Origin of the sequence: Arthrobacter sp. STN4 (genome assembly GCF_024539665.1) — a bacterium.
Classification (GTDB): domain Bacteria; phylum Actinomycetota; class Actinomycetes; order Actinomycetales; family Micrococcaceae; genus Specibacter.
In genome coordinates, this window is record NZ_JAKZGX010000002.1 from 1 (window position 1) to 21751 (window position 21751).

Genomic DNA, 21751 nt, shown 5'->3' on the forward strand with positions numbered 1-21751 from the left:
ACGGCGCCCATGGAAACCCTCCGCGCCAAGCTGGGTCACAAGCTCTAAGGCATCACAGATCTACCGGCGTCGACGATCACAGACACCACCATCATCAGCCCCAACCACGCCACCAGGCAAGGACCCGCGGCACCACGGAAACGCACGAATTTTCGACACCCACTGGCGCGGCGCAGCCGCCCACACGCTGGGTCGCAATGGTTGCAGGGGAAAGCGCTTTCACACCGGCCGAAACCGCATCAACTGCTACCCAGTCGGGTCGATGCGGTCAAAGGCACGGGCGCCGGGCCGGGTGCCGGCCACCTGGTCGTTGGGGTTCACGAAGCCGCACTCGGCCAGCGACAGGCAGCCGCAGCCGATGCAGCCGCCCAGGCTGCCGCGCAGCTTCTCCAGGGCGGCGATGCGCGTGTCCAGTTCGCCGCGCCAATGTTCCGACAGCCGCTGCCAGTCGGCCTGGGTGGGCACGCCGTCGGAGGGGAGTTCGGAAAAGGAGTCGGCCACGAGGGCCAGCGGGATCCCTGCGCGCTGGGCGGCCCGGATCACGGCGACGCGCCGCAACACGGAGCGACGGTAGCGCCGCTGGTTGCCCGGCGTGCGCGTGCTAGAAATCAGGCCCTGCCGCTCATAGAAATGCAGGGCCGAGACGGTGACGCCGCCGCGTTCGGCGAGCTGGCCGACGCTCAGCTCCTCGTCGGCGCGGTGCCGGCCGTCGGCGTCGTCCGTCATGAGGGACTACTGTCCGGCCACGCGCCTGATGCCGGCCACGGCCTCTGCCAGAAGTTCGTTGATGCCCGCGGCGATGTCGATGACCACACCGCGTTCGTCCGCGCCCAGCGGTTCCAGGGTGGCCAGCTGGGATTCCAGGAGTGCGGGCGGCATGAAGTGCCCGGAGCGTCCCTCCAGCCGTGAGCTGAGCACTTCGAGGGAGCCGTCCAGGTGCAGGAAGATGGTGTCCGGGGCCTTGGTGCGGATGATGTCGCGGTAGCTGCGCTTGAGCGCCGAGCACGCGATGACAATCCCCGCTGCCTTGGTGTTGGCCAGCTCGTTGCCGACGATTTCCAGCCAGGGCAGGCGGTCCTCGTCGTTCAGCGGTGTCCCGGCAGCCATTTTGTGGATGTTGGCCAGGGGGTGCAGCGAGTCGCCGTCCAGGAAGGGGATGTCCATGGCATCGGCCACGAGGGCGCCAATGGTGCTTTTTCCGGAACCGGAGACACCCATGACGATGACGCGGGTGGCGGCACGGGGGCCCGCCTGGCCTTGAGTGTTCTGCAACGGCATGTCCATACTCCCTTATATACCAAAACCGGGCCCCGTGCCCGCGCCGGGGCTGCCGGGGCCCGGCCGGGCCAACCGGTGCTGTATCAGAGGCGGGTGTCGAAGGAATCGCAGAACACGTTCCCGTTGAACGTGCCCTGGAATTCCGAGAGCCCCTGGATCTTTTCAATCGTGGCCCGGATGGCTTCGCGGGTCCCGGCATGGGCGTGGATGGCCGTCTTGACCATGGGCACGTCGATGAGGTGATTGGGCTGGTTCAGCGAGACGAACACCGTGGGCACCTCGGTGGTGTACCACGGGATTTCCGCGGCCATGGGGGTTGACCACTTGATCCGGATGGCTGCTTCCTGGGCGAATCCCTTGACGTTGGCGAACACGAACGCGGCGTCGTACTTCTCCGCGTAGTCCCCGGCGGCCTCTTCGGAGATGACGGACATGAAGTTCACGCCCTCCTCCCCTGCCGCCTTGCGCTGTTCGGCGGTCTTGAAGACGTGGACCTCAAAGCCGGCCCGCTCCAGTTCCGCGGCCACCACGTCCAGGTAGCCCAGCGGGTCCGCCATGGTGAAGTCCGATCCGCCGGACACGCCGTAGAGGCGGATCCTCTTGTGCGTGGCCGGGGCGATGGGCAGGTTCCGGGCCGTGTCCTTGACCAGCGTGACGGTCTTGTCCGCAATCCCGGCGGCAATGGCCAGGTGTCCGGGGCATCCGATCACGGCCAGGGCCTCCACCGGCGGGACCAGGGCGTCCCGGTCCGCCAGGTGCAGGCCCAGGGACGCCTTGAGTGCCAGGATGCGGCGCAGCGCGTCCTGCAGGCGGTCCTCGGTGATGGTGCCGTTGCGGTAGCCGTCCAGCATGTAGCCAAAATCCTCCGCAGGGTTGCGGAAGAACAGGAACATGTCGCAGCCGGCCGCGATGGCGGCCGGCACCAGGTCCCGGCGCTTCATGGCCTGGGTCATGCCGATCATTTGGGAGGCGTCGGTGAGGATCACGCCGTTGAAGCCGAGTTCCCCGCGCAGCAGGTCCCCCAGCAGTTCGGGAGCCAGCGTTGCCGGGCGCAGCTCCGCGTCCGCCGTGCCGGGGCGGAAGTGGCGGGTCAGTTCCGGCGCCCCGATGTGCCCGGCCATGACCGACTGCACGCCGTGCGCAATCATGTCCCGGTACACCTGCCCGTAGCTCTTGTTCCATTCCTCCCAGCCGAGGGTGTTCCAGTAGGTCGCCACGTGCTGGTCGCGCTCGTCGATGCCGTCGCCCGGGAAGTGCTTCATGGCGCAGGCAGTGGGCGATTCGCTGATGCCGTCAAAGTATTCCTTGGCGCGTTCCACCACCACCTCGGGCGTGTTGCCGAAGGAGCGGGTGGAGATGACGGTGTTGCGCCAGTTGTAGTGGATGTCCACGATGGGTGCGAACGCCCAGTTGCAGCCCAGCGCCGCGGTTTCCACCCCTGCCACCTGGCCCATCTGCCGGGCAATGGACTTGTCCGGGTGGGAGCCGGCCTGCAGGTGCGTGGAGACGAAGGTGCCGTCGTCGCAGCTGCCGGCGCCGCCCATTTCCGGGTTGGAGGCAATCAGCAGGGGAATTTTCGTCTTGGACTGTGCGTGGCGGATGTGCGCCTGGACTGCGGCGGACGGGCCCGGACGGTACCGCATGCCGCCCACGTGGAAGGTCTGAAGCACCTCGTCGAGGTATTCCGGGGCGTAGCTGTTGTTGTGGTTGATGAACAGCTGGCCGATCTTTTCCTCCAGCGTCATCGACCCGATGGTCGACTCCACCCAGGCCACGCCGGCGTCGTCGAGGTTGAACGGGGCGGCCCGCAAGTCCACTGCGTACGTCATTGCTTCTCCTGATGCTTGCGTTTGTTCCGTGGCCTAGGCCGTGTGGCCCGGGATGGTGTGCCGGAGGCGTTCGACGGCGTCCCCCACCAGGGCGGGGACCGGCGCCGAAATGTCCATCACGACGGCGGTCTCGTCGTCATCCAGCGGCTCCAGTGTGGCCAGCTGCGAATCGAGAAGCGCCGCCGGCATGAAGTGCCCGGAACGGCCCTCGAGCCGGGATCCCAGCACCTCGCGGCTGCCGTCCAGGTGCAGGAAGACCGTGCCGGGCGCCTGGTCCCGGATGGCGTCGCGGTATTGGCGCTTGAGTGCCGAGCAGGCCACGACGAGGCCGTTGGGCGAGGCGGCCAGCTCCCGGCCGACCGTTTCCAGCCAGGGTGCGCGGTCGGCGTCGTCGAGCGGCGTTCCTGCGGCCATCTTGGCGATGTTCCCCACCGGGTGCAGGGAGTCCCCGTCCGTGAACGGCAGGCCGAGCCCGCGTGCCACCAGGGCGCCGATCGTCGTCTTGCCGCAGCCGGAGACCCCCATGACCACAATGTGCGGCACCGCGCCGACGGCAGCGGCTGGTTGCCCGGCGGCTGCCGTGGTTGCTGTGTCCGTCACCAGTCGTGCACCGTGCCGTCGATCAGGCGGTTGTAGGGCAGGTAGGCCTGCTGGTACGGGAAGGCCGCCGCCGCTTCCTCGTTGAACTCCACGCCGATGCCGGGCTTGTCGCCGGGGTGCAGGTAGCCGTCCTTGAACGTCATGGACTGCTCGAACACCTGGTTCGTCGCATCCGAGTGCTGCATGTATTCCTGGATGCCGTAGTTGTGGATGGCCAGGCCCACGTGCAGCTGTGCGGCAAAGCCGATCGGGGAGATGTCGGTGGGGCCGTGGAAACCGGACTTGATCTGGTACTGCGCGGCGAAGTCCATGACCTTCTTCAGCGGCGAGATGCCGCCAAAGTGCGTGGAGGCGGCACGTACGTAGTCGATCAGCTGTTCCTTGATGATGGTCTGGAAGTCGTAGACCGTGTTGAAGATTTCACCGATGGCCAGCGGGGTGGTGGTGTGTGAGCGGACCAGGCGCAGCGCTTCCTGGTTCTCGGCCGGGGTGCAGTCCTCGAGCCAGAACAGGTCGTACGGCTCCAATGCCTTGCCGAGCTTGGCCGCCTGGATGGGGGTCATGCGGTGGTGGCCGTCGTGCAGCAGGGGCAGTTCCGGGCCGAACTCGTTGCGGACGGCCTCAAAGACCGTGGGCAGGTGGCGCAGGTAGGCGCGGGTGTCCCAGTCCTCTTCCTGCGGATAGGTGCCGCGGCCGGCCGGCTCGTAGTCGTAGCGTTCGCCCGAGGCCTGGGCCTGGGCGGCAACGCCATAGACTGCCTTGATGCCGGGGATCGCCGTCTGGACGCGCACGGACTTGTAGCCCAGCTCAAGGTGCTCGCGGATGGAGTCGAAGAGCTGCGGGATGTCGGTGCCGGAGGCGTGGCCGTACGCGCGCAGGCCGTTGCGTGAGGCACCGCCGAGCAGCTGGTACACCGGCAGCCCGGCGATCTTGCCCTTGATGTCCCACAGGGCCATGTCGACGGCGGCGATGGCGGCCATGGTGACCGGGCCGCGGCGCCAGTACGAGCTGCGGTAAAGGAACTGCCAGGTGTCCTCGATGCGGTGCGGGTCGCGGCCGACGAGCAGCTGCGCCACGTGCTCCTTCAGGTAGGCCGCCACGGCCAGTTCGCGCCCGTTCAGGGTGGCGTCGCCGATGCCCGTGACGCCCTCATCCGTCGTGACCTTCAGGGTCACGAAGTTGCGGCTCGGGCTGGTGACAAATACTTCTGCGGAAACAATTTTCACGAAGAGTTCCTTCCGGGATGGGCTTTGCTTGGGGTTGGCAGTTCGGGCGGCGTGCCGGGAGCGGCAGCTGCGGCTTAGTTCTCGGCGGTTTCGGCGGCGTTGCCGCCGGCAGTGCCGCCGTCGGCCGGGCTGCCGTCTGCAGCGTTGCGGGCCTCGGAGATGCGGACAGCGCGGCGGAGGCTGATCTCATGGACGATTTCCTTGTGCCTGGCGTCCGTCAGCGGGTAGATGACCATGACGAGGATGGCCAGGATGGCGAAGACCATGGGCAGCAGTCCGGCACCGGCGCGGATGCCCAACAGGGCATGGGCGCTCTGCTGGCCCGCACCGGCGGTGTAGCCGCCCCAGGCCAGGGCAAAGGCGGCCAGCGCCCCGCCGACGGCCTGTCCGGTCTTGCGCGTGAAGGAGAACAATGCGTAGGTGATTCCTTCCGTGCGGACGCCGGTCTTCCACTCACCGTATTCCACGGTGTCCGCTTCGAGGGCCCACACCAGCATGCTCACCAGCAAGGTGCCCATCTGGGTGACGAGGACTCCGGTGAAGGCGAGCCACACCGTGTTCGCCGGCGCGAGGAAGACGATCAGCCCGCCGAGTCCCATCAGGACGCCGGCAGCCAGGTAGATGTTCTTCTTGCCGAACACGCCCACCAGGCGGGGCAGCAGGGCCGCCAGTCCGAAGGTGAGGAAGATGTTGACGATCGACATGACGGCGTACAGCTCCAGGGAGTGCAGCACGTCACGGAAGTAGTAGATCTGCACGGTGCCGACAGCGAGCTGGCCGGTCAGGAACAGGAACGAGCTGATGCACAGCAGCAGCAGGGGCTTGTTGCCCTTGAGGGTGGAAAAGCTCTGCCGCATGGAGACCTTGGAGACCTCGCGGACCACGCGCTCCTTGGTGCTGAACACCGTGAACATGTAGAGCGCGGTGCCGATGACGGCGAAGATGAGCGTCATGGTGGTGAACAGCGGCTGCAGCTTGGCGCCGTCCTTCATCAGCGGGGCGATGAAGATGCCCAGGAAGGATCCGACGGCCACGGCCCCGATGGTGCGGGCGCTGGCCAGCTTGGCGCGTTCCCCCGCGTGCTGGGTCATGGCACCGGCAAGGGAGCCGTAAGGGATGTTGACGAAGCTGTAGGCCAGGCCCAGAAGCGCGTAGCTGACATAGGCCCAGAGCAGCATGCCGGACTGGCCGATCTGCGGGATCGAGAACGCAGCGACGCTGAGCAGCAGCAGCGGGATCGAGCCGAACATGATGAAGGGGCGGAACTTGCCAAGCTTCTTGTGGTAGGTCTTGTCCACGAAACGTCCTGCGAGGACGTCGGAGAAGGCGTCGAAGATGCGGACCACAAGGAGCAGGGTTCCGGCGGCGGCGGCACTGATGCCGGCCACGTCGGTGTAGTACAGCAGCAGGAACATGGTGGCCGTGGTGAAGGCCAGGTTGTTGGCGGCGTCACCGGCTCCGTAGCCGATGATGCTCCGCCTTGACAGTGGGCCCATGCCCTTTGCGGCGGTGGCGGATGCCCCGCCGGTTGGTGTTTTTGCAGTCATGGTCATTTTTGGGCTCCTTTACCCATTCCCACCGAATATGCGCTTCGGTGGCACGTTCACGGTGCCGGCCCCCCGTGGCCCTTCGGTGGACCGCTGCGGGGACTTCCCCTCGGCGGAAAGTGGGCCGCCGCTTGTCAAACCGGCATGTGAGCTGTATTACGAACCAGTTAACCAGCTCCGACAACATTTGGCAACCGCTTGCCACAATTTTCTTTAATTTCGGCGAATTTTCTTGTTTTGTCTTGTTTTGTCTTGTTTTGGCCCGCCGGCCGTCCGGCAGCATCATGGCGCTCCCCCACCGGGAAAGCGCCACGATCGCCAGTCGAGGGGTGCTAGGCCACGGGGGCCGCTGCCGCTATGCCTGCGACCTGGGCAGCCACGGCCGCCACGGCGGTTTCGTCAGCTGCCAGCTGTGCGTCCAGGATGCCCAGGAGGGCCTGCAGGTCCTCGCCGGCGGGCAGCTCCAGGGCGGCCGCCAGCGCGGCACTGGCTGCATCCGTGACCGTGGTGCCGGTCCGGTGGGCATCGCGCAGGTACGACACCCAGGCGGCAATCATCCGGGCCGCCCCCGCGCCGGAGCGTCCGGCGGCCAGTTCGGCCTTCAGGACGGGGACGGCGCGCATGCGCAGCTTGCTGGAGCCGTCCATGGCGATCTGGGCCAGGTGGTGGGCAATGCGGGCGTTGCTGAAGCGTTCCAGCAGTGCGGCCCGGTAGGCCGGAATGCCCAGCCCCTCGGCGGGCAGGTTGCGTCCGGCCTCATCCCAGAATTCGGTGATCCAGGCGGCGCAGGCGGGGTCCGCCAGGGCCTGCGCCACCGTGGCATGCCCGCGCAGCTGGCCGGCGTAGGCCATGAGCGAGTGGGCGCCGTTGAGCAGCCACAGCTTCCGGTTTTCAAAGTCCTCGATTTCGTCCACAAAGACGGCGCCGGCACTGGCCCAGTCCGGATGCCCGGCGGGGAAGTCCCCGCTCAGCACCCAGTCGGCGAAGGGCTCGGTCACCACGGGCGAGGCGTCGGCCCAGCCGCATTCGGTTGCCACGAGGGCGACTTCGGCATCCGTGGTGCGCGGGGTGATCCTGTCGATCGAGGTGCCCACAAAACTGACGTTTTCACCGATCCAGGCACCCAGGCCTGGGTCTGCGGCGTCGGCCAGCCCGCCGATGGCCGCCCGGGCCGCCCGGGCATTGTTGGCGAGGTTGTCGCAGGAGACGACGGCGATGGGCCCGGTCCCGGCGCTGCGCCGAGCCGCGAGTGCCTGGACCAGGCGCCCGGGCGCGGTTGCGGCGGCGGGCAGGTGGCCGGCGTCGGACGCGGTGCGGGCCGCCTGGGTCCGCAGCACCTCGATGTCGTCCTGGACGGCCGTGTTGGCCGTGTCCAGGGCGCCGTCGGCAGCCAGGTGGTAGGCGGCCTCCGTGATGGTCAGCGTGACCAGTGCGGTGGAGGGGGCCGCGACAAGCCGGCACAGCGTGGCGACGTCCGCGCCGTCGTGCGCCTGCACGATGCTGGTCATCAGCTCAAAGGTGTCGCCGGCCCCGCCGCGTTCGATGAGCGTGTACAGCCCGTCCTGGGCGGCCAGTGCTGTGGCGGCGTCGGGGCGGCGGCCGGTGAAGGCGGCGATGCCCCACTGCGCGCCGTCGCCGGCATGCTGGGTGTACCAGGCCTGGTGGGCGCGGTGGAAGGCGCCCAGGCCCAGGTGGACAATGCGCACGGGCGCGGCCGGCGCGGCCTTCACGGTGCTTCGGTTCAACGGCTCAGTCACAGCTTGAAGGCCCTCCGGGGTGCGGCGTCAACGATGTCGACGATGATTTCATGGGCACGGTCCTCGCTGACACGGCTTTCCGCGACGAGGCGGGCCAGGAAGGCCGCCTCGATGCGGCGCGAGGTGTTGTGCCGGGCGGGGATGGAACAGAAGGCGCGGGTGTCGTCGATGAACCCCGAGGAGCGGGAGAACCCGGCCGTCTCGGTCACTGCCGATCGGAAGCGCAGCATGGCGTCCGGTGCGTCCAGGAACCACCACGGGGCGCCGATGAACACGGACGGGTAAAAGCCGGCCAGCGGTGCAATTTCGCGGGAAAAGACGGTCTCGTCGATCGTGAACGGGATCAGGTGGAAGCCCGGGGCGGTGCCGAAGTCCTCCAACAGGGGGCGCAGGGCCTCCGTGTAGCTGACCGCAAACGGGATGTCATGGCCGGTGTCGGGGCCGAACTTTTTGAAGGATTCGGTGTGGTGGTTGCGGAACACGCCGGGGTGGATGGTCATGACCAGGCCGTCCTCGACGGACATGCGGGCCATCTGGTAGGTCATGTGGGCCTCGAACGCGTCCGCGTCGGCGGGCGTGGCACTGCCGCGCAGGCCCTTCGTGAAGAGCCCTGCCGCGGTGGCGGAATCCAGGCGCAGCGTCTGCGCAGTGCGGACGCCGTGGTCCGCGGAGACGGCGCCGTGCTCCACAAAGTACTGGCGGCGGTTTTCCAGGGCGCGGATGTAGCCTTCGTAGCCGCTCAGGCCGTCGCCGGCGACGTCGATCAGCTTCTCCACGCGCTCGGCCCAGCCGGCGGCGGCAAACTTGATGTAGGCGTCGGGGCGGAATGTTGGCAGCACCCGGCCTGGGAACGTGGGGTCCTTGGCGATGGCCGCGTGCGCGGCGAGGTCGTCCAGGGGGTCGTCGGTGGTGGCCAGGACCTCGATCCTGAAGTCCTTGAACAGCTGGCGCGGGCGGAAGGCCGGGCTCTTGAGCTTGGCGTCCAGTTCATCAAAGAGCGCGTCCGCGTTTTCCTCGTTGACCGGCCGGGACAGGCCGAAGACGTGCTCGAAGGAGTCGCGCATCCAGTAACCGGAGGCCGTGCCGTCAAACAGGGGCCAGGCCTTGGCGAATTCGCGCCAGGTTTCCCGGGGTTCCACGGACGTGGTGCCGCCCATGCGCAGGCGTTCGAGCGGCACGCCGCTGGCATGGATCAGCCGTGTGACGTAGTGGTCCGGGCTGACCAGCAGCGTTGCCGGGTCCGGGAACGGGGTGTCCAGTTCCAGCATGGCTGCGTCAACGTGGCCGTGCGGGGAGATGATGGGCAGCTCCTCGACCCGGGCGAGGAGCCCGCGGGCAATGCTGCGCGTTCCCGGGTCGGCGGGGAGCAGCCGGTCCGGATCGGCTGCCGGGGAAGGCCTGGCGGCGGACGTGCCTGCGGCGGCTGTGGCGGTGGAAGAGGGGGAGTGTGACATACATCAATAATCCACGTCCCCACGGCATTTTGTCAACCGGTTGCCAAACATTGCCGTGGGGTTCAAACGGCGCAGCCAGCCGTTACAACCGGCACTATCGATTGGCCCTATCGATGGGGGCGTCGGGGCCACCTGGGGGCCCAGCCCCTTCCCACCGTGCGGCGTCACTCCGGGCGTGCCCGGAGCCCCTCGATCCAGGAATGCAGTTCACTGGCGTCGCGGAGCAGCTGGTCCGGGCTGTCGCCGGCCACAAATTCCAGCATCAGGTCAATGCTTCCCGCACTGCCTTGCGCCAGGGTCTCCAGGCGCTCCCGCCAGGCTCCTGCGTGGACTTTCAGCGGCAGGCGGTTGGCCCGGGCGTCCCAGGAAAAGACGTGGAGGGCCCCAACCGTGCCGCCCAGCTGCCGCAGCTCGGCCAGGGCAAGCGGCCCGTCGATGCCGGGCCGTGGCTGCCAGTAGCTGCGGACGGGCAGCGAAGGGTTGTCCCGCGCCGCCGCAATGTCGGCCAGGAGGCGCACCGTGGATTCGGCAGTGTCGGTGAGGGTGTTGGGATGGAATTCGAGGTGGAGCGTGATCCCCTCCCCCGCGGCAAGGTCGGCCGCCCGGGCAATGTTGCCGGCAATCCGGGCACGGTGGTCCGCGCTGCTCCCCGCGGATCCCGAGGCGCCGGCCCAGACGCGGATCCGCGGCGCGCCCAGGCGTGCCGCCGTGGCGGCGATGTCCCCGAAAGGCGCACCGTCCGCGCGCCAGTAGGAGCCGTAGCTTTCCACGTCCAGGCCGGCACCGGCGCAAAGTGCCGCGGCCAGGGCGGCCTGGCGAAAGTTGCCCGGCTGGACGTGGACGTCGCCGCTCCAGGAGACCTTCCCCAGCCCGGCCCGGGCCGCCAGGGTGGCGACGTCGTGGAGGGGAAGGGACCGGAAGGTGACGGACATCAGGCCGGCGGTAAAGCGTGGCATCCTGTCATTCCCCTCGGGCTTTTTGGTGTCCCAACGGCCCGGGCCGGGCAGCGGCCGGGTCAGGCAGGCGCCGGGCCGGTCGATCCGCGGAGCACCAGCTCGGTCTTCAGCGAAGGCATCGCCCGGTCCGAGGCTCCCTTGTCCAGCGCATCCAGCACGTATCGGAGCGCGCCGGCACCGTACTCGTGCAGCGGGGACTTGATGGTGGAGAGCGGCGGCGTGGTGAAATCGGAGCCAAAGATGTTGTCAAAGCCCAGGATGCTCAACTCTTCGGGAATCCTGACCCCGGCCGCCTGCAGCTCCCGCATCAGGCCGATCGCCATGAGGTCGTTGTAGCAAAACACGGCCGTGGCGGACCCTTCCCGGACCGCGGCGGCCGAGCGCCGGCCGCCGTCGACCGTGGGCACGCCGGAGGCAACGACCGTCGCCTCGATGCCGGACCAGTCGCTGCGGGCCTTGATGCTTTCCCAACGCCGTTTGGACATCCAGGACCGGTCGGGGCCGGCAACGTAGGCGATGTGCCGGTGGCCCAGCGTGGCCAGGTGCCGGATGGCGTCGGCCACGCCCGCATCGGTGTCGGCAACCACCGACGCCACGTCCTCGACGTTGCGGTTGACCACCACCACGGGCTTTTGCGCGGCCAGCTGCTGGATTTCGGAGTCGGCCAGGCGGGGGCTGGCCAGGATGAGCCCGTCCACCGTGGCAAGCAGGCGCCGCGCGGCGGTCAATTCCAGCTCGGCGGACTCGGCGGATTCGGCCAGCATCAAGGTGTAGTCATGGTCCGAGGCGGCGGTCCCGGCGCCCCGGATGACGTCAAAAAAGGCGGGGTTGGTGATGTCGGAAACAATTAGGCCGATGGTTCGGGTGCGGCCCGTCGGCAGTGCGCGGGCAAACACATTGACCTGGTAGTTCAGCTCCGCCGCGGCGTCTTCGATCCTTTTTTGGGTCTTGGCGCTCACCCGCCCGGGTGTGCTCAGCGCACGTGAGACGGTGGAGGGGTTGACGCCGGCCAGCTCCGCGATGTCGTAAATGGTGGTGGCCTGTTTCCCGTTGCGGGGGCGGGCCGCGGCGGGCCCCTCACCGCCGCCTGGATTGCTGGTGTCAGTCACTCCGGGTTCCTTTGCAATTGGTTGCCAGCTGCCAGCTTAACGCACGGCCGGCCGGCACCGTCGCATCGACGGTGCCAGCCGGCCGTGACGTGCACTTGGAATCGCTATGACCGCTCGGGGTACTTGCCTTCTTCACGGATGTGCCCGTTGAGCAGCGACAGGTACTCGTCCTCGTCGAAGTCCAGGCCGACTTCCTCGCCCTTCCAGCTGGAAAGGTGGATGGCATTGGCCAAGCGGACACCGTTGATGCCGTCGGAGCCCGGGGCAAGCAGCGGCGTGCCGTCCAGGATGTTGGCGGCGAAATTCTCCAGGACACCGGCATGCTGGGCGCCCCACACGGAATCAAATTCCACAACCTCGGTGGTGAGGTAGTCGTCCATGTTCAGCTGTCCCATGAAGAGCCTGCGCACGTCGTCCATGCCCATGTTCTCGCTGATTTCGCGTTCCTTCTTCTTCAGGCGCGTCACCGTGGCGGTCTTGCTGCCTTCGACCACGATCTTGCCCTGGTCGCCGAGGATCTCGAAGCGGTCGGTGCCCACCATGTCGTGGGTGGCCGTGACAAAGGTGCCGGTGGCACCGTTGCCGTAGTCCACGAGCGCGGTGACCTCGTCCTCCACGGCAATGTCCCGGCGGAAGCCGTAGGAGACCTTGGCAAAGACGGACTTGGGCACGCCGCAGATCCACTGCCACAGGTCCAGCTGGTGGGGTGCCTGGTTGACCAGCACGCCGCCGCCTTCGCCGCCCCACGTGGCGCGCCATTCGCTGGAGTTGTAGTACCCCTGGGGGCGCCACCAGTTGGTGATGATCCAGTTGGTGCGCAGGATGCTGCCGATCTCGCCGTTGTCGACAATTTCCTTCAGGCGCTGGTACAGCGGGTTGTTGCGCTGGTTGAACATGATGGCGAAGGACAGCTCCGGCTTGGAGGCCGCATATTCGTTGAGTTCCTTGACCTGCTTGGTGTAGACGCCGGCAGGCTTTTCCACCAGCGCGTGGATGCCGTGCTTGAGCGCGGCGATGCCGATTTCCGGGTGCAGGTAGTGCGGCACGCAGGTGACGACGGCGTCCACGTCGCCGCTGTCCAGCATGGCCACGTAGTCGTCATGGACCTTGACGCCGGGGTACGTTTCCGCGGCGAGTTGGCGCCTGGCCGGGTCGGTGTCGGAAATGGCGCCGATCTCCATGTTCGGCACCATGCCGTCGGTGATGAACTTGGCATAGGCGCCGCCCTGCTGGCCCAGGCCGATGATGCCAAGGCGTACTTTCTTGCTCATTTGGTGTTGCTCCGTTTCGTTGCTGTAAATCGTTGGTCGAGCCTGTCGAGACCCGGGCCTGTCGGGGCCAAGCGCTAGAAGAGCTCGGCGAAGCCCATGGCGGTGAGGTTGCGGTGCGAGGTTTCCAGCGCCTCCCACACGGTGCGCCCGTACAGTTCGTCCTGTTCCACCAGCAGGTATTGCGCACCGGCGGCCTGCGCCGCGGGAACGATGGACGGGAAGTCGAGGTTGCCCTCGCCCACCTCGGCGAATTGCACCACGTTCTTGAACTCGGTCATGAAGTTGGCGAAGTCGCCGGTTTCCAGGTAGCCCAGTGCCGATTCGGGCAGCATGCCGATGCGATAGTCCTTCAGGTGCACCATGGCGGTGTTGCCGGCGTACTTTTCCAGGGTGCGGACAGGGTCCAGGCCGCCGCGCTGGACCCAGTGGACGTCAATCTCCAGCCCCATGGCGGGCGAGTTCTCGTTGATGATGTCCAGCATGAACCTGCCGTCGAACTTGGCAAACTCAATGTGGTGGTTGTGGTAGTAAAGGCTGATGCCTTCTTCCTGCAGGCGCTCCGCGTAGCCGTTGGTTTCCTTGGCGAAATCAATGACGGCGCCAATGTTGGTCATGGCCCCGAACGGCAGCATCCCGATGCGCAGCAGCTTGGTGTCGAGGCGCTTGGCATCGGCAACGATCTTCTCAAAGTCGTCCTTGAGGGATTCGCCCGGGCGGCCCACGGGCTTTTCCATCATGACGGACAGCGAGGCCACGTCCATGCCCAACTCCGTTTGCGCACGCTCAAGTTCCGAGACATTCTTCTCGTCCATGGGAACCTGGGAGATTTCAACCGCGTTGTAGCCCAGTTCACTGACCTTGCGGAGCGTCTCAAAGGCGCCCACCTCGGCGAAGCTGTCCTTGAGCATCATTGCCTGTACACCGATTTTTGCCACGATGTTCCTTTCTTCTTCCGGGACCCTTGTGGGGCTCTCCCCGGATGTTTCTTCTACGGGAAAACTTATTGGCCGGCGCCTAGGCGGGAATCCCGCTGGCCTCCTGGAGCCGCTGCGCGGCCAGAAGCCGGTGCCGCTCGTCGCGCCGCTTGGCCTGGCGGTCCGGGTCAGGGACCGGGGAGGCCAGCAGCAGACGCTGGGTGTAAGGGTGTTCCGGGCTCCTGGTCACGGTGGACGCCGGGCCCTGTTCGACGATTTCACCGTGGTACATGACGGCGACGCGGTGGCTGATGTGGCGCACCACGTCCAGGTCGTGGGACACGAACAGGTAGGAGACGCCGGTGTCCCGCTGGATTTGCAGGAACAGGTCCAGCACCACGGCCTGGGTGGAGAGGTCCAGGGCGCTGACGGGTTCGTCGCACACAATGAGTTTTGGTGACAGGGCCAACGCCCGGGCAATGGCCACACGCTGCCGCTGCCCGCCGCTGAACTCGCGCGGCAGCCGGTCAACGGCGTCGACGGGCAGGCCCACCTGGTCCAGGAGCTCCTTCACACGTTTGCGCGCAGTGGCCGGGTCCTGGCCCTGGACCTTCAGCGGTTCGGCAAGGATGTCCCCGATCTGCAGCGACGGGTTGAGCGAGGTGTACGGGTCCTGGAACACCACCTGCAGGTCCTTGCCGAGTTTCCGGCGTTCCTGCCGGCCGGCATGGCTGATGTCCTGGCCGGCAAAGGTGATGGTGCCCCGCGTGACGGGTGCAAGGCCCAGCACGGCACGGCCCAGAGTGGTCTTGCCGGATCCCGATTCGCCCACCAGGCCCAAGGTCTCCCCCGGCTTGATCGAGATGTTGATGTCGGTCAGGGCCCGGAACGGCTTGCGCCGGAACCCCTTGAGCGGATACTCCACGTCCAGGCCTGAAACGGTGAGCAGCCGGGCTCCGGCGCCATGAACTTCGGTGGCGGTCACAGGGCCATCTCCTTTGCATCGGGGTCGTCGTCGCGTGCTGCGGCCTGCGCGGCGCCCATGCCGCCGGAAACCAGCATGGTCATGGGTTCCTTGTCTTCAAGCATGGAGCCCAGGAGCTTTTGCGTATAGGGGTCCTTCGGGTTGCGCAGGATCTCCCGCACGTCCCCGTCCTCAACGAGGCGGCCGTTTTGCATGACCGCCACGCGGTCGCACAGGTCGGCCACGACGCCGAAGTTGTGGGTCACCAGGATCACGCCGACGCCGAGGCGCTTCTGCAGGTCCCGGATCAGGTCCAGCACGTCCGCCTGCACCGTCACGTCCAGCGCCGTGGTGGGCTCGTCGGCGATGATCAGGTCCGGCTCGCAGCTGATGGCGCCGGCAATGAGCACGCGCTGTGCCATGCCGCCGGAAACCTCGTGCGGGTAGGCGTTGAAGGTCTTCTCCGGGAACCGGATGCCGACGTCGTCCAGCAGCTTCAGTGCCCGCTTCCTGGCCTCGGCCTTGGAGATCTTCAGCACCCGCACCATGGGCGTGACGAGCTGGTAGCCGATGGTGAAGGCGGGATCCAGGTTGCTCATGGGTTCCTGCGGAATGTAGGAAATCCGCTTGCCGCGGTACCCACCCAGCCGCGCCTGGCTGACGCGGTCGTCGGTGGGGGCAACCGTGAATTTTCCGTCGAACTGGATGCTGCCGGCCACAATCCGGGCTGAGTCGGGCAGCAGGCCCAGGATCGAAAATGCCGTCTGTGACTTGCCGGAGCCGGATTCGCCCACAATGCCCAGGACTTCGCCGCGGTCAACGTGGAAGGAAACGTCGTCAACCACTTTCTTGATGGAGCCGTCGGCCTGCGGGTAGCCGACACCGAGGTGGGAGACCTTGACCAGGTGGTGTTCGGTGCCTGCTTCAACCGCGGCCGGGCTGGTGCGCCCGGGCAGGTGGCGCGTCGCGGCCAGCGTCTCCTGCGCCGTGCCGCTGCCACGCCTGGGTGCCTTGATCTTCTCGGCGTCCTCGAGCGCATCCCGGATGGCGTTGCCCAACAGGACCAGCGCACCAATGGTCAGGCCAATGGCCAGGGCCGGCCAGAGCAGCAGGAGCGGGCTGAGGTAGATGTTCTTGAAGCCCTCATTGAGCATGACGCCCCAGGTGGCCACGGAGGGGTCGCCCAGGCCCAGGAACTCAAGCCCGGACTGGATGGCGATGGCCACACCGCAGATCACGGCCGTCTGGATGATGATGGGGGCGCGCACCACGGAGAAGATGTGGCGGGAAATGATGGCGGTGTCGCCCAGGCCGGCCACCCGGGCGGCGTCGACGTACAGTTCGTTCCGGACTGACTGCACGGCAGTGCGGGTGAGCCGGAAATAGCCGGGCGCCATCAGGATGCCGAAGGCCACCATGGAGATCCAGACGGACGGGCCCAATGCTGCGCGGACAGTCAGCAGGACAATAATGCCCGGGAGCGCCATCAGGACGTTGACCACCCAGTTGGCCACACCGTCGAACTTGCCGGCGTAGTAGCCGGCGACCAGGCCCGAGGGCAGTCCGATGACGATGGCGACGGCGGCACACAGCAGGGCCGAGAGCAGGGTGGTACGGGCGCCGAAGACCAGGCGGCTCCAGACGTCACGGCCCACGCTGTCGGTGCCCAGCAGGTTCACCGCATCCCCGCCTGCCAGGGTTTTGCCGATGTTGGCAAAGTTGGGGTCGAAGGGGGCCAGCACATTGGCCAGCACCGCCAGGGCGATCATGAACACAATCACGATCACGGAGGCCAGGCCCAGGGGGTTCTTCAGGATCTTCTTCACGACGTGGGAACGGACCACCGTCCCCGTTTGGCCGACGAGTTCGGCCGGCTGGATCATGCTCATGACACACGCACCTTGGGGTTCAGCCAACCGTTGATGAGGTCCACCAGCAGGTTGACGATGATGACGATGATGACGGTGTACAGCACCACGCCCATGACCAGCGGAATGTCGCCCTGGCTGGTGGACTGCACGGCCAGCGCGCCCATGCCGGGCAGCGCGAAGATCTGTTCAATGATCACGACGCCGCCGAGCATGCCCACGAATTTCAGGCTCAGCACGGTCAGCCCGGCCGGCGCGGCGCTGCGCAGGACGTGTTTGAACAGGATCTCCCACTCGGGGATGCCGCGGCTGCGCAGGGTGCGCACGTAGTCCTTTTCCAGCTGCTTGATGACGGCGCTGCGGATCTGCTGGGCGATGCTGGCGATGCCGTTGATGAGCAGGGCGATGACGGGGAGGGTCATGGAGGCCACCCACGCCGCCGATCCGGCATCCGGGGAGATGCTGCTGGTTGCCGGGAAGATTTTCAGGTTGATCGCGAAGACGGCAACCAGGACGATCGCCAGGACAAAGTCCGGGATGGCGTCGCCCACGACGGCGGCACCCTGGACGAGCCGGTCGATCCAGCCGCGCTTGACCGCGGCGGCCGTCCCGAGCAGGGTGGCGATGATGGCGATGCACACAATTGAAACGATGACGAGGGTGAGCGTGACGGGCAGGCGCGTGGTGATGGCGCTGACCACGGGCTCGGAGGTGAACCAGGAGGCGCCAAAGTCGCCCTGGACGGCGTTGCCGGCCCATTCGAAGAAGCGGCTGAGCAAGGGCCGGTGGAGGCCCAGCTCAATCTCCTTGGCCTGCACCTGCGCCTGGCTGGCATACTCACCCAGGATGTTCCGGGCAATGTTGGCGCTGGAGAAGTACAGGAGGCAGTAGGTGAAGAAGGAGATGGCCACCAGCACCGAGATGCCGGACGCTATCCGCTTGAGGATGAAGGAAACCATGGGGTGCTCCAGGTGGAGGGTCAGTGGGAAGGGGTGCCGGGGGCGGTGCCGCCCCCGGCACGGGCGCCGCTACTTTGCGGGCGCGTAGTTGTAGATGGACGGAACGGCCTGCTGCAGTTCGGGCTGGACGTCGATCTTCTTGTTGCTGTAGTACATCTGGTTCAGGCGGAACATGGGGATGAACCAGGCATTCTTGGTCACGTACTCGTTGACCTTCTTGGCCAGCTCGCCGCTTTGCTCGCCGCCGTTCTGCACCGCCTTGATCAGCGCCGTCAGCTCCGGGTCCTCGGATTTGAAGGGGTTGTAGAGTGCGCTGGTGGAGATCATCTGGTTGATGGCCACCCACGGCTCACCCTGGTACAGCTGGAACGTTGCGGCCGCATACTTGCCGCCAGCCATGTCGGCCACCAGGTTGGCCGGCGGGATCGTTTCGGTTTCCAGCTTGATGCCCACGTCGGAGAGCTGTTGCTTGAACACGGCGTTGATGGAGTCGAATCCTGCCACCGTCGGGATCTTCAGGGTGAATCCGTTCGGATAGCCTGCTTCGGCCAGAAGGGCCTTCGCCTTGGCGGGATCGTAGGGGTAGCTGTTGTCGAGGGCGGGGACGTAGGCGCCGCTCTCCGGGCCGAACACCTGGTTCGTCACGGTGCCCTCGTTCAGGTACTGCTGGGCCAGGATCGTCTTGCGGTCAAAGGCGTAGTTCATGGCCTGGCGGACCTTGACGTTGGCCAGTGCGGGGTTGATCTTGCCGGTGCGGTCGTAGAGCAGGATGCCCTGCCAGTCCACCTGGCTCTTGTGGGCCACCATGCCCGCGCCTTCGGCCTGCTTGCCGGTCTTGGGGTCCAGCAGCGCCGCGTCCACCTGGCCGGAGACCAGGGCGTTGGTGCGGGCGGTCAGGTCCACCAGGTACTTGATGGTGATCTTGTCAAATTTCTGCAGGTCCTTGTCCCAGTAGCCGGAGCGCTTGGTGAAGACGTACTGCGAGCCCTTGACGGAGCTCTTGGCGTCGTACACGTAGGGGCCGGAACCGTCGGGATCGGTCTTGATGCCCGGCGTCCCGATGGCCTTGGGGCTGGCCACCAGGCCCAGGGCCTGGGTCAGGTAATAGGTAAAGGCCGGGTCGGGGGCGCCCAGGGTGATGGAGATCGTCGAGGGGTCCACCACCGCAACGCCTTTGATCGAGGCGGCCTGGTAGGCGTCGGTGCCTTGGGCTTCCTTGAAATGGTCCAGGTTGGCCTTGGCGGCCGCCGCGTCGAACTTGGTCCCGTCGCTGAAGGTGACGCCAGTGCGCAACTTCAACGTCAACACGGTGTGATCCTTGTTATACGACCACTCCGTGGCCAACATGGGGTCAAGCTTTCCGTCGGGTGCCCGGCGGATCAACGTGTCGTAGGCGGCCTGGTAAAACGGCATGGTGTGGCCGATGTGGGCGTCCGTGGGGTCGAAGGTCTTGAGGTCTGAGACGCTGCCCAGGGTGAGCGTCGTGGCGGCCGCGCTGCCGCCGCCTCCCCCGGCGCTCGTGCCGCCGCCACAGGCGGTCAAGGCAATGGCCGCGGCGGCAAAGATTGCCAGTGCGGAGGATTTTGGACCAAACTTCATCGTTGGCTCCTAAGGGTTGGAAAGCGGTCTTTAGCCGGTCGTCGTAAACGCCACTAGGTGTGGCACAGGTCTCACAGTAGCCCGGTTGCCATAACTTGGCAACCGATTGTCAAACATTTCATGGTCACGATCCCGTCACGCTGCATGGCCGGTCACGGCCGGTGGTCCAGGGTGGCGGTGTAGCTGGGGGGCACTGGGCGGGGGGCCCGGCGGCCGGGCTGGGCCCGCCACAACAGGGAACCGCGGGGTCAGGCGACCTCTGCCGGCCGGTCCGGATAGCTCTGCGCGTACACATCCTTGATGATGCGCAGGGTCTTCAACGCTTCCTGCGGGTCGATCCAAAAGGGCCCGTCCTGGCCCAGTTGCGCGTAAAAGTCGGCAATGTAGAGCTGGTGTGAGACGCCCCAGTAGTCCCGGCCGCCGGATGCTGCCCGGCGTTCCCGGACAACCTCCACCCGGCCGTCGCCATGCGTGATGGTCAGGTCCCCGCGGAGGTGGAAGTCCGCCTTCTCGGTAACAATGTCCACCGTGACGGGGGCGTTGACCGTGTTGGCCAGGGTCGCGTAGAAAACGCTGCGTGCCCCGCCCGTGTGGGTCAGGACCAGCTCGGCCGTGTCCTCCACCTCGATGGCGTCCGCGAGGGCATGGGTGGCCGCGTGCCCGGCGACGCCCGCCACTTCCCCCATCAGCCACTGCAGGAGGTCCAGCGTGTGGATGGCCTGGTTCATCAGCAGCCCCCCGCCGCCACCGGCCCAGGTGCCGCGCCAGGGCCGGCTGGCGTAGTAGGCGGCGTCACGGTGCCACATCACCGTCCCCGAACCGCCGAGGACGGCGCCAAACTCTCCGCTGGAGAGCCGCCCGTGCAGGGCCTGGACGGCCGCGTTGTAGCGGTTTTGGAAACAGATGCCGATCCGCGCCGGGCTGGCGGCCGCCGCGGCTGCCAGCCGCAAGGCATCCGCCAGGGTGCTGGCCAGCGGCTTCTCACTGATCACGTTGATCCCGCGCCCCAGCGCCGCAATGGCCGGGTCGGCGTGCTGGTGGTGGGGCGTGCAGACGTGCACGACGTCGGGACGCACCTCCTCGAGCATGCGCACGTGGTCGCTGTAGCCGGGCACCCCGTGCGCACCTTCGGCCAGGGCGAGCCGCTCCGGATCGCTGTCACACACGGCCACCAGCTCCGCGTCCCCCAGCGCGGCAATCGCCTCGAAGTGGACGGTTGCTACGTCCCCGCAACCAATGACGGCAACTCTTGGCATGGTGTGGCTCCTTTGACGGGTGATGCGGGGCTGGTGATCCGGTGCTGGTGGTGCGGGGCGGGCGGGGGCTAGGCCAGCGTCACGCCGATGGCGTCGGTGGCCGAGCGGAAGGCCCGCGCCGCCTCGCCAAACGCGGTGGGGCCCGAGAAGCCGCCAAGTTCATGCTGGGCGGCCAGGTGCGGTTCCAGCGAGGCGAAGCCGGCGTAGCCGTCATCGCGCAGCGCCGTCAGTGTTTCCACGAGCTGTCCGTCGCCCTTGCCGGTGGGCACCACCTCGCCGCTTCCTGCGATGGCGTCCTTGACCTGCAGGTATTCCAGGTACGGGCGCAGCATGGCGTAGGCGTCGGTGTGGGGCTTCACGCCCACCTGGACAAAGTTGGCGTTGTCCCATGCCGCACGCAGGGCCGGGGAGTTGACGGTCTGCAGGATGTCCAGGACCCGTTCGGGGGTGTCGCCGTAGATGTCCTTTTCGTTTTCATGGATCAGGACCACGCCGGCCTGCTCGGCCTCGGCAGCCAACAGCGCGAGCCGCTCCATGACGGCGTCGCGGATTTCTTCAGGGGTCTGCTCCGGGGCACGGAAGAAGGAGAACATGCGGATGTACTTCGTCTCCAGCGCCTTGGCCACCTCAATGATGCGGCGCAGCCGTTCCACCTCGAGGGTGGCCGGAAGGCTGATGTCCACCTTGCCGATGGGGCTTGCCACGGCGGACACCTTCAGCCCGGCGCCGTCAAGGATGGACTTGAGCTCAGCGACCTGGGCATCATCCAGTTCCACCACGTTGGTCCCCCACGCGCTGCGCACCTCAATGTACTGCGCGCCCAGGGCCAGCATGACGGCCGCCTGGATCTTGGGGTCCGGGTCGATTTCATCGCCGAACCCGGAAAGGGTCCACGTCGGGTTGATGGTGGGCATTGGTCCTCCAGAATAGGCACTACGGGGTGGTTCGGCACCGAACCCGGCCGCCCCGGGGGACCCGCGTTCGGTGACCTGATTCACAGGTCATCTCTCACTACAGAAGCCTAACGCCAATGCAAACTCTTGACAACCGATTGCCAAAATTCTCCGCAGACCGTAGTCTGGCATCGACGGACAGTGTTGTCAGTCACAAACATGCCCCTGCCCGCAGGCGCGTCTCCGCGCCGAACTGCCCGCAGCCCCAGCC

The 21751-nt window shown here is 66.7% G+C and carries 16 protein-coding genes and 1 pseudogene; all 17 read right to left on the minus strand.

The genetic code is table 11. The features are described from left to right. Positions 1-246: 246 nt before the first annotated feature. The 17 genes and pseudogenes from soxR to MMF96_RS02270 all read right to left on the minus strand — a co-directional run bounded on the left by soxR (position 247) and on the right by MMF96_RS02270 (position 21501). Positions 247-726, minus strand: a complete 480-nt coding sequence (soxR, locus tag MMF96_RS02185) for a redox-sensitive transcriptional activator SoxR (protein ID WP_256882405.1) — start codon at positions 724-726, stop codon at positions 247-249. 6 nt (positions 727-732) lie between these two features. Next, the gene (locus MMF96_RS02190; protein WP_256882406.1) at positions 733-1278 is read right to left on the minus strand and encodes a gluconokinase; all 546 of its coding nucleotides are present in this window, start codon (positions 1276-1278) and stop codon (positions 733-735) included. Positions 1279-1361: 83 nt separating this feature from the next. Next, a pseudogene (locus tag MMF96_RS02195) lies at positions 1362-3632 on the minus strand (gluconokinase, GntK/IdnK-type). A 71-nt stretch (positions 3633-3703) separates the two neighbouring features. After that, positions 3704-4933: a D-mannonate dehydratase ManD gene (gene manD, locus MMF96_RS02205; protein WP_256882409.1), complete on the minus strand. Its 1230-nt coding sequence runs from the start codon at positions 4931-4933 to the stop codon at positions 3704-3706. A gap of 74 nt (positions 4934-5007) precedes the next feature. Further along, a complete protein-coding gene (gene uidB, locus MMF96_RS02210; RefSeq protein ID WP_256127867.1) occupies positions 5008-6486 on the minus strand; it encodes a glucuronide transporter in 1479 nt (492 codons plus the stop codon). Between the two features lie 326 nt (positions 6487-6812). Beyond that, positions 6813-8225 carry a mannitol dehydrogenase family protein gene (locus MMF96_RS02215; protein WP_218063068.1) on the minus strand — a complete coding sequence of 471 codons (1413 nt, stop codon included), beginning with the start codon at positions 8223-8225 and terminating at the stop codon, positions 6813-6815. Positions 8226-8233: 8 nt separating this feature from the next. Then, entirely contained in the window at positions 8234-9691 is a 1458-nt protein-coding gene (gene uxaC, locus MMF96_RS02220; RefSeq protein WP_176616768.1) for a glucuronate isomerase, read from the minus strand. Between the two features lie 164 nt (positions 9692-9855). Beyond that, a complete protein-coding gene (locus MMF96_RS02225; protein WP_176616767.1) occupies positions 9856-10647 on the minus strand; it encodes a sugar phosphate isomerase/epimerase in 792 nt (263 codons plus the stop codon). Between the two features lie 59 nt (positions 10648-10706). Next, on the minus strand, positions 10707-11756 hold the full coding sequence (locus MMF96_RS02230) for a LacI family DNA-binding transcriptional regulator (RefSeq protein ID WP_176616766.1): 1050 nt from the start codon (positions 11754-11756) through the stop codon (positions 10707-10709). Between the two features lie 104 nt (positions 11757-11860). Beyond that, positions 11861-13027 (minus strand): Gfo/Idh/MocA family protein, encoded by a 1167-nt coding sequence (locus tag MMF96_RS02235; RefSeq protein WP_176618660.1) that lies wholly within the window; start codon positions 13025-13027, stop codon positions 11861-11863. 74 nt (positions 13028-13101) lie between these two features. Beyond that, complete coding sequence (locus MMF96_RS02240; protein ID WP_256882410.1) at positions 13102-13962, minus strand: sugar phosphate isomerase/epimerase; 861 nt, start codon at positions 13960-13962, stop codon at positions 13102-13104. A 79-nt stretch (positions 13963-14041) separates the two neighbouring features. Next, positions 14042-14926 carry an ATP-binding cassette domain-containing protein gene (locus MMF96_RS02245; RefSeq protein ID WP_176618661.1) on the minus strand — a complete coding sequence of 295 codons (885 nt, stop codon included), beginning with the start codon at positions 14924-14926 and terminating at the stop codon, positions 14042-14044. Then, positions 14923-16794, minus strand: a complete 1872-nt coding sequence (locus MMF96_RS02250; protein ID WP_256882411.1) for a dipeptide/oligopeptide/nickel ABC transporter permease/ATP-binding protein — start codon at positions 16792-16794, stop codon at positions 14923-14925. The genes MMF96_RS02245 and MMF96_RS02250 overlap by 4 nt, the downstream gene beginning before the upstream one ends. Further along, positions 16791-17732, minus strand: coding sequence for an ABC transporter permease (locus tag MMF96_RS02255; RefSeq protein WP_176618663.1), 942 nt, complete (start codon positions 17730-17732; stop codon positions 16791-16793). The genes MMF96_RS02250 and MMF96_RS02255 overlap by 4 nt, the downstream gene beginning before the upstream one ends. 69 nt (positions 17733-17801) lie before the next feature. Further along, the gene (locus MMF96_RS02260) at positions 17802-19331 is read right to left on the minus strand and encodes an ABC transporter substrate-binding protein (RefSeq protein ID WP_256882412.1); all 1530 of its coding nucleotides are present in this window, start codon (positions 19329-19331) and stop codon (positions 17802-17804) included. Between the two features lie 248 nt (positions 19332-19579). Beyond that, the gene (locus MMF96_RS02265; RefSeq protein ID WP_176615392.1) at positions 19580-20587 is read right to left on the minus strand and encodes a Gfo/Idh/MocA family protein; all 1008 of its coding nucleotides are present in this window, start codon (positions 20585-20587) and stop codon (positions 19580-19582) included. A gap of 68 nt (positions 20588-20655) precedes the next feature. Further along, on the minus strand, positions 20656-21501 hold the full coding sequence (locus tag MMF96_RS02270) for a sugar phosphate isomerase/epimerase (RefSeq protein WP_176615393.1): 846 nt from the start codon (positions 21499-21501) through the stop codon (positions 20656-20658). Positions 21502-21751: the final 250 nt, after the last annotated feature.

Coding starts and splice junctions, on each gene's coding strand:
- MMF96_RS02235 (WP_176618660.1), bottom strand. CDS start 13,027: ATGAGCAAGAAAGTACGCCTTGGCATCATCGGCCTGGGCCAGCAGGGC.
- MMF96_RS02190 (WP_256882406.1), bottom strand. CDS start 1,278: ATGCCGTTGCAGAACACTCAAGGCCAGGCGGGCCCCCGTGCCGCCACC.
- MMF96_RS02265 (WP_176615392.1), bottom strand. CDS start 20,587: ATGCCAAGAGTTGCCGTCATTGGTTGCGGGGACGTAGCAACCGTCCAC.
- uidB (WP_256127867.1), bottom strand. CDS start 6,486: ATGACCATGACTGCAAAAACACCAACCGGCGGGGCATCCGCCACCGCC.
- MMF96_RS02255 (WP_176618663.1), bottom strand. CDS start 17,732: ATGGTTTCCTTCATCCTCAAGCGGATAGCGTCCGGCATCTCGGTGCTG.
- MMF96_RS02270 (WP_176615393.1), bottom strand. CDS start 21,501: ATGCCCACCATCAACCCGACGTGGACCCTTTCCGGGTTCGGCGATGAA.
- MMF96_RS02260 (WP_256882412.1), bottom strand. CDS start 19,331: ATGAAGTTTGGTCCAAAATCCTCCGCACTGGCAATCTTTGCCGCCGCG.
- uxaC (WP_176616768.1), bottom strand. CDS start 9,691: ATGTCACACTCCCCCTCTTCCACCGCCACAGCCGCCGCAGGCACGTCC.
- MMF96_RS02250 (WP_256882411.1), bottom strand. CDS start 16,794: ATGAGCATGATCCAGCCGGCCGAACTCGTCGGCCAAACGGGGACGGTG.
- soxR (WP_256882405.1), bottom strand. CDS start 726: ATGACGGACGACGCCGACGGCCGGCACCGCGCCGACGAGGAGCTGAGC.
- MMF96_RS02225 (WP_176616767.1), bottom strand. CDS start 10,647: ATGCCACGCTTTACCGCCGGCCTGATGTCCGTCACCTTCCGGTCCCTT.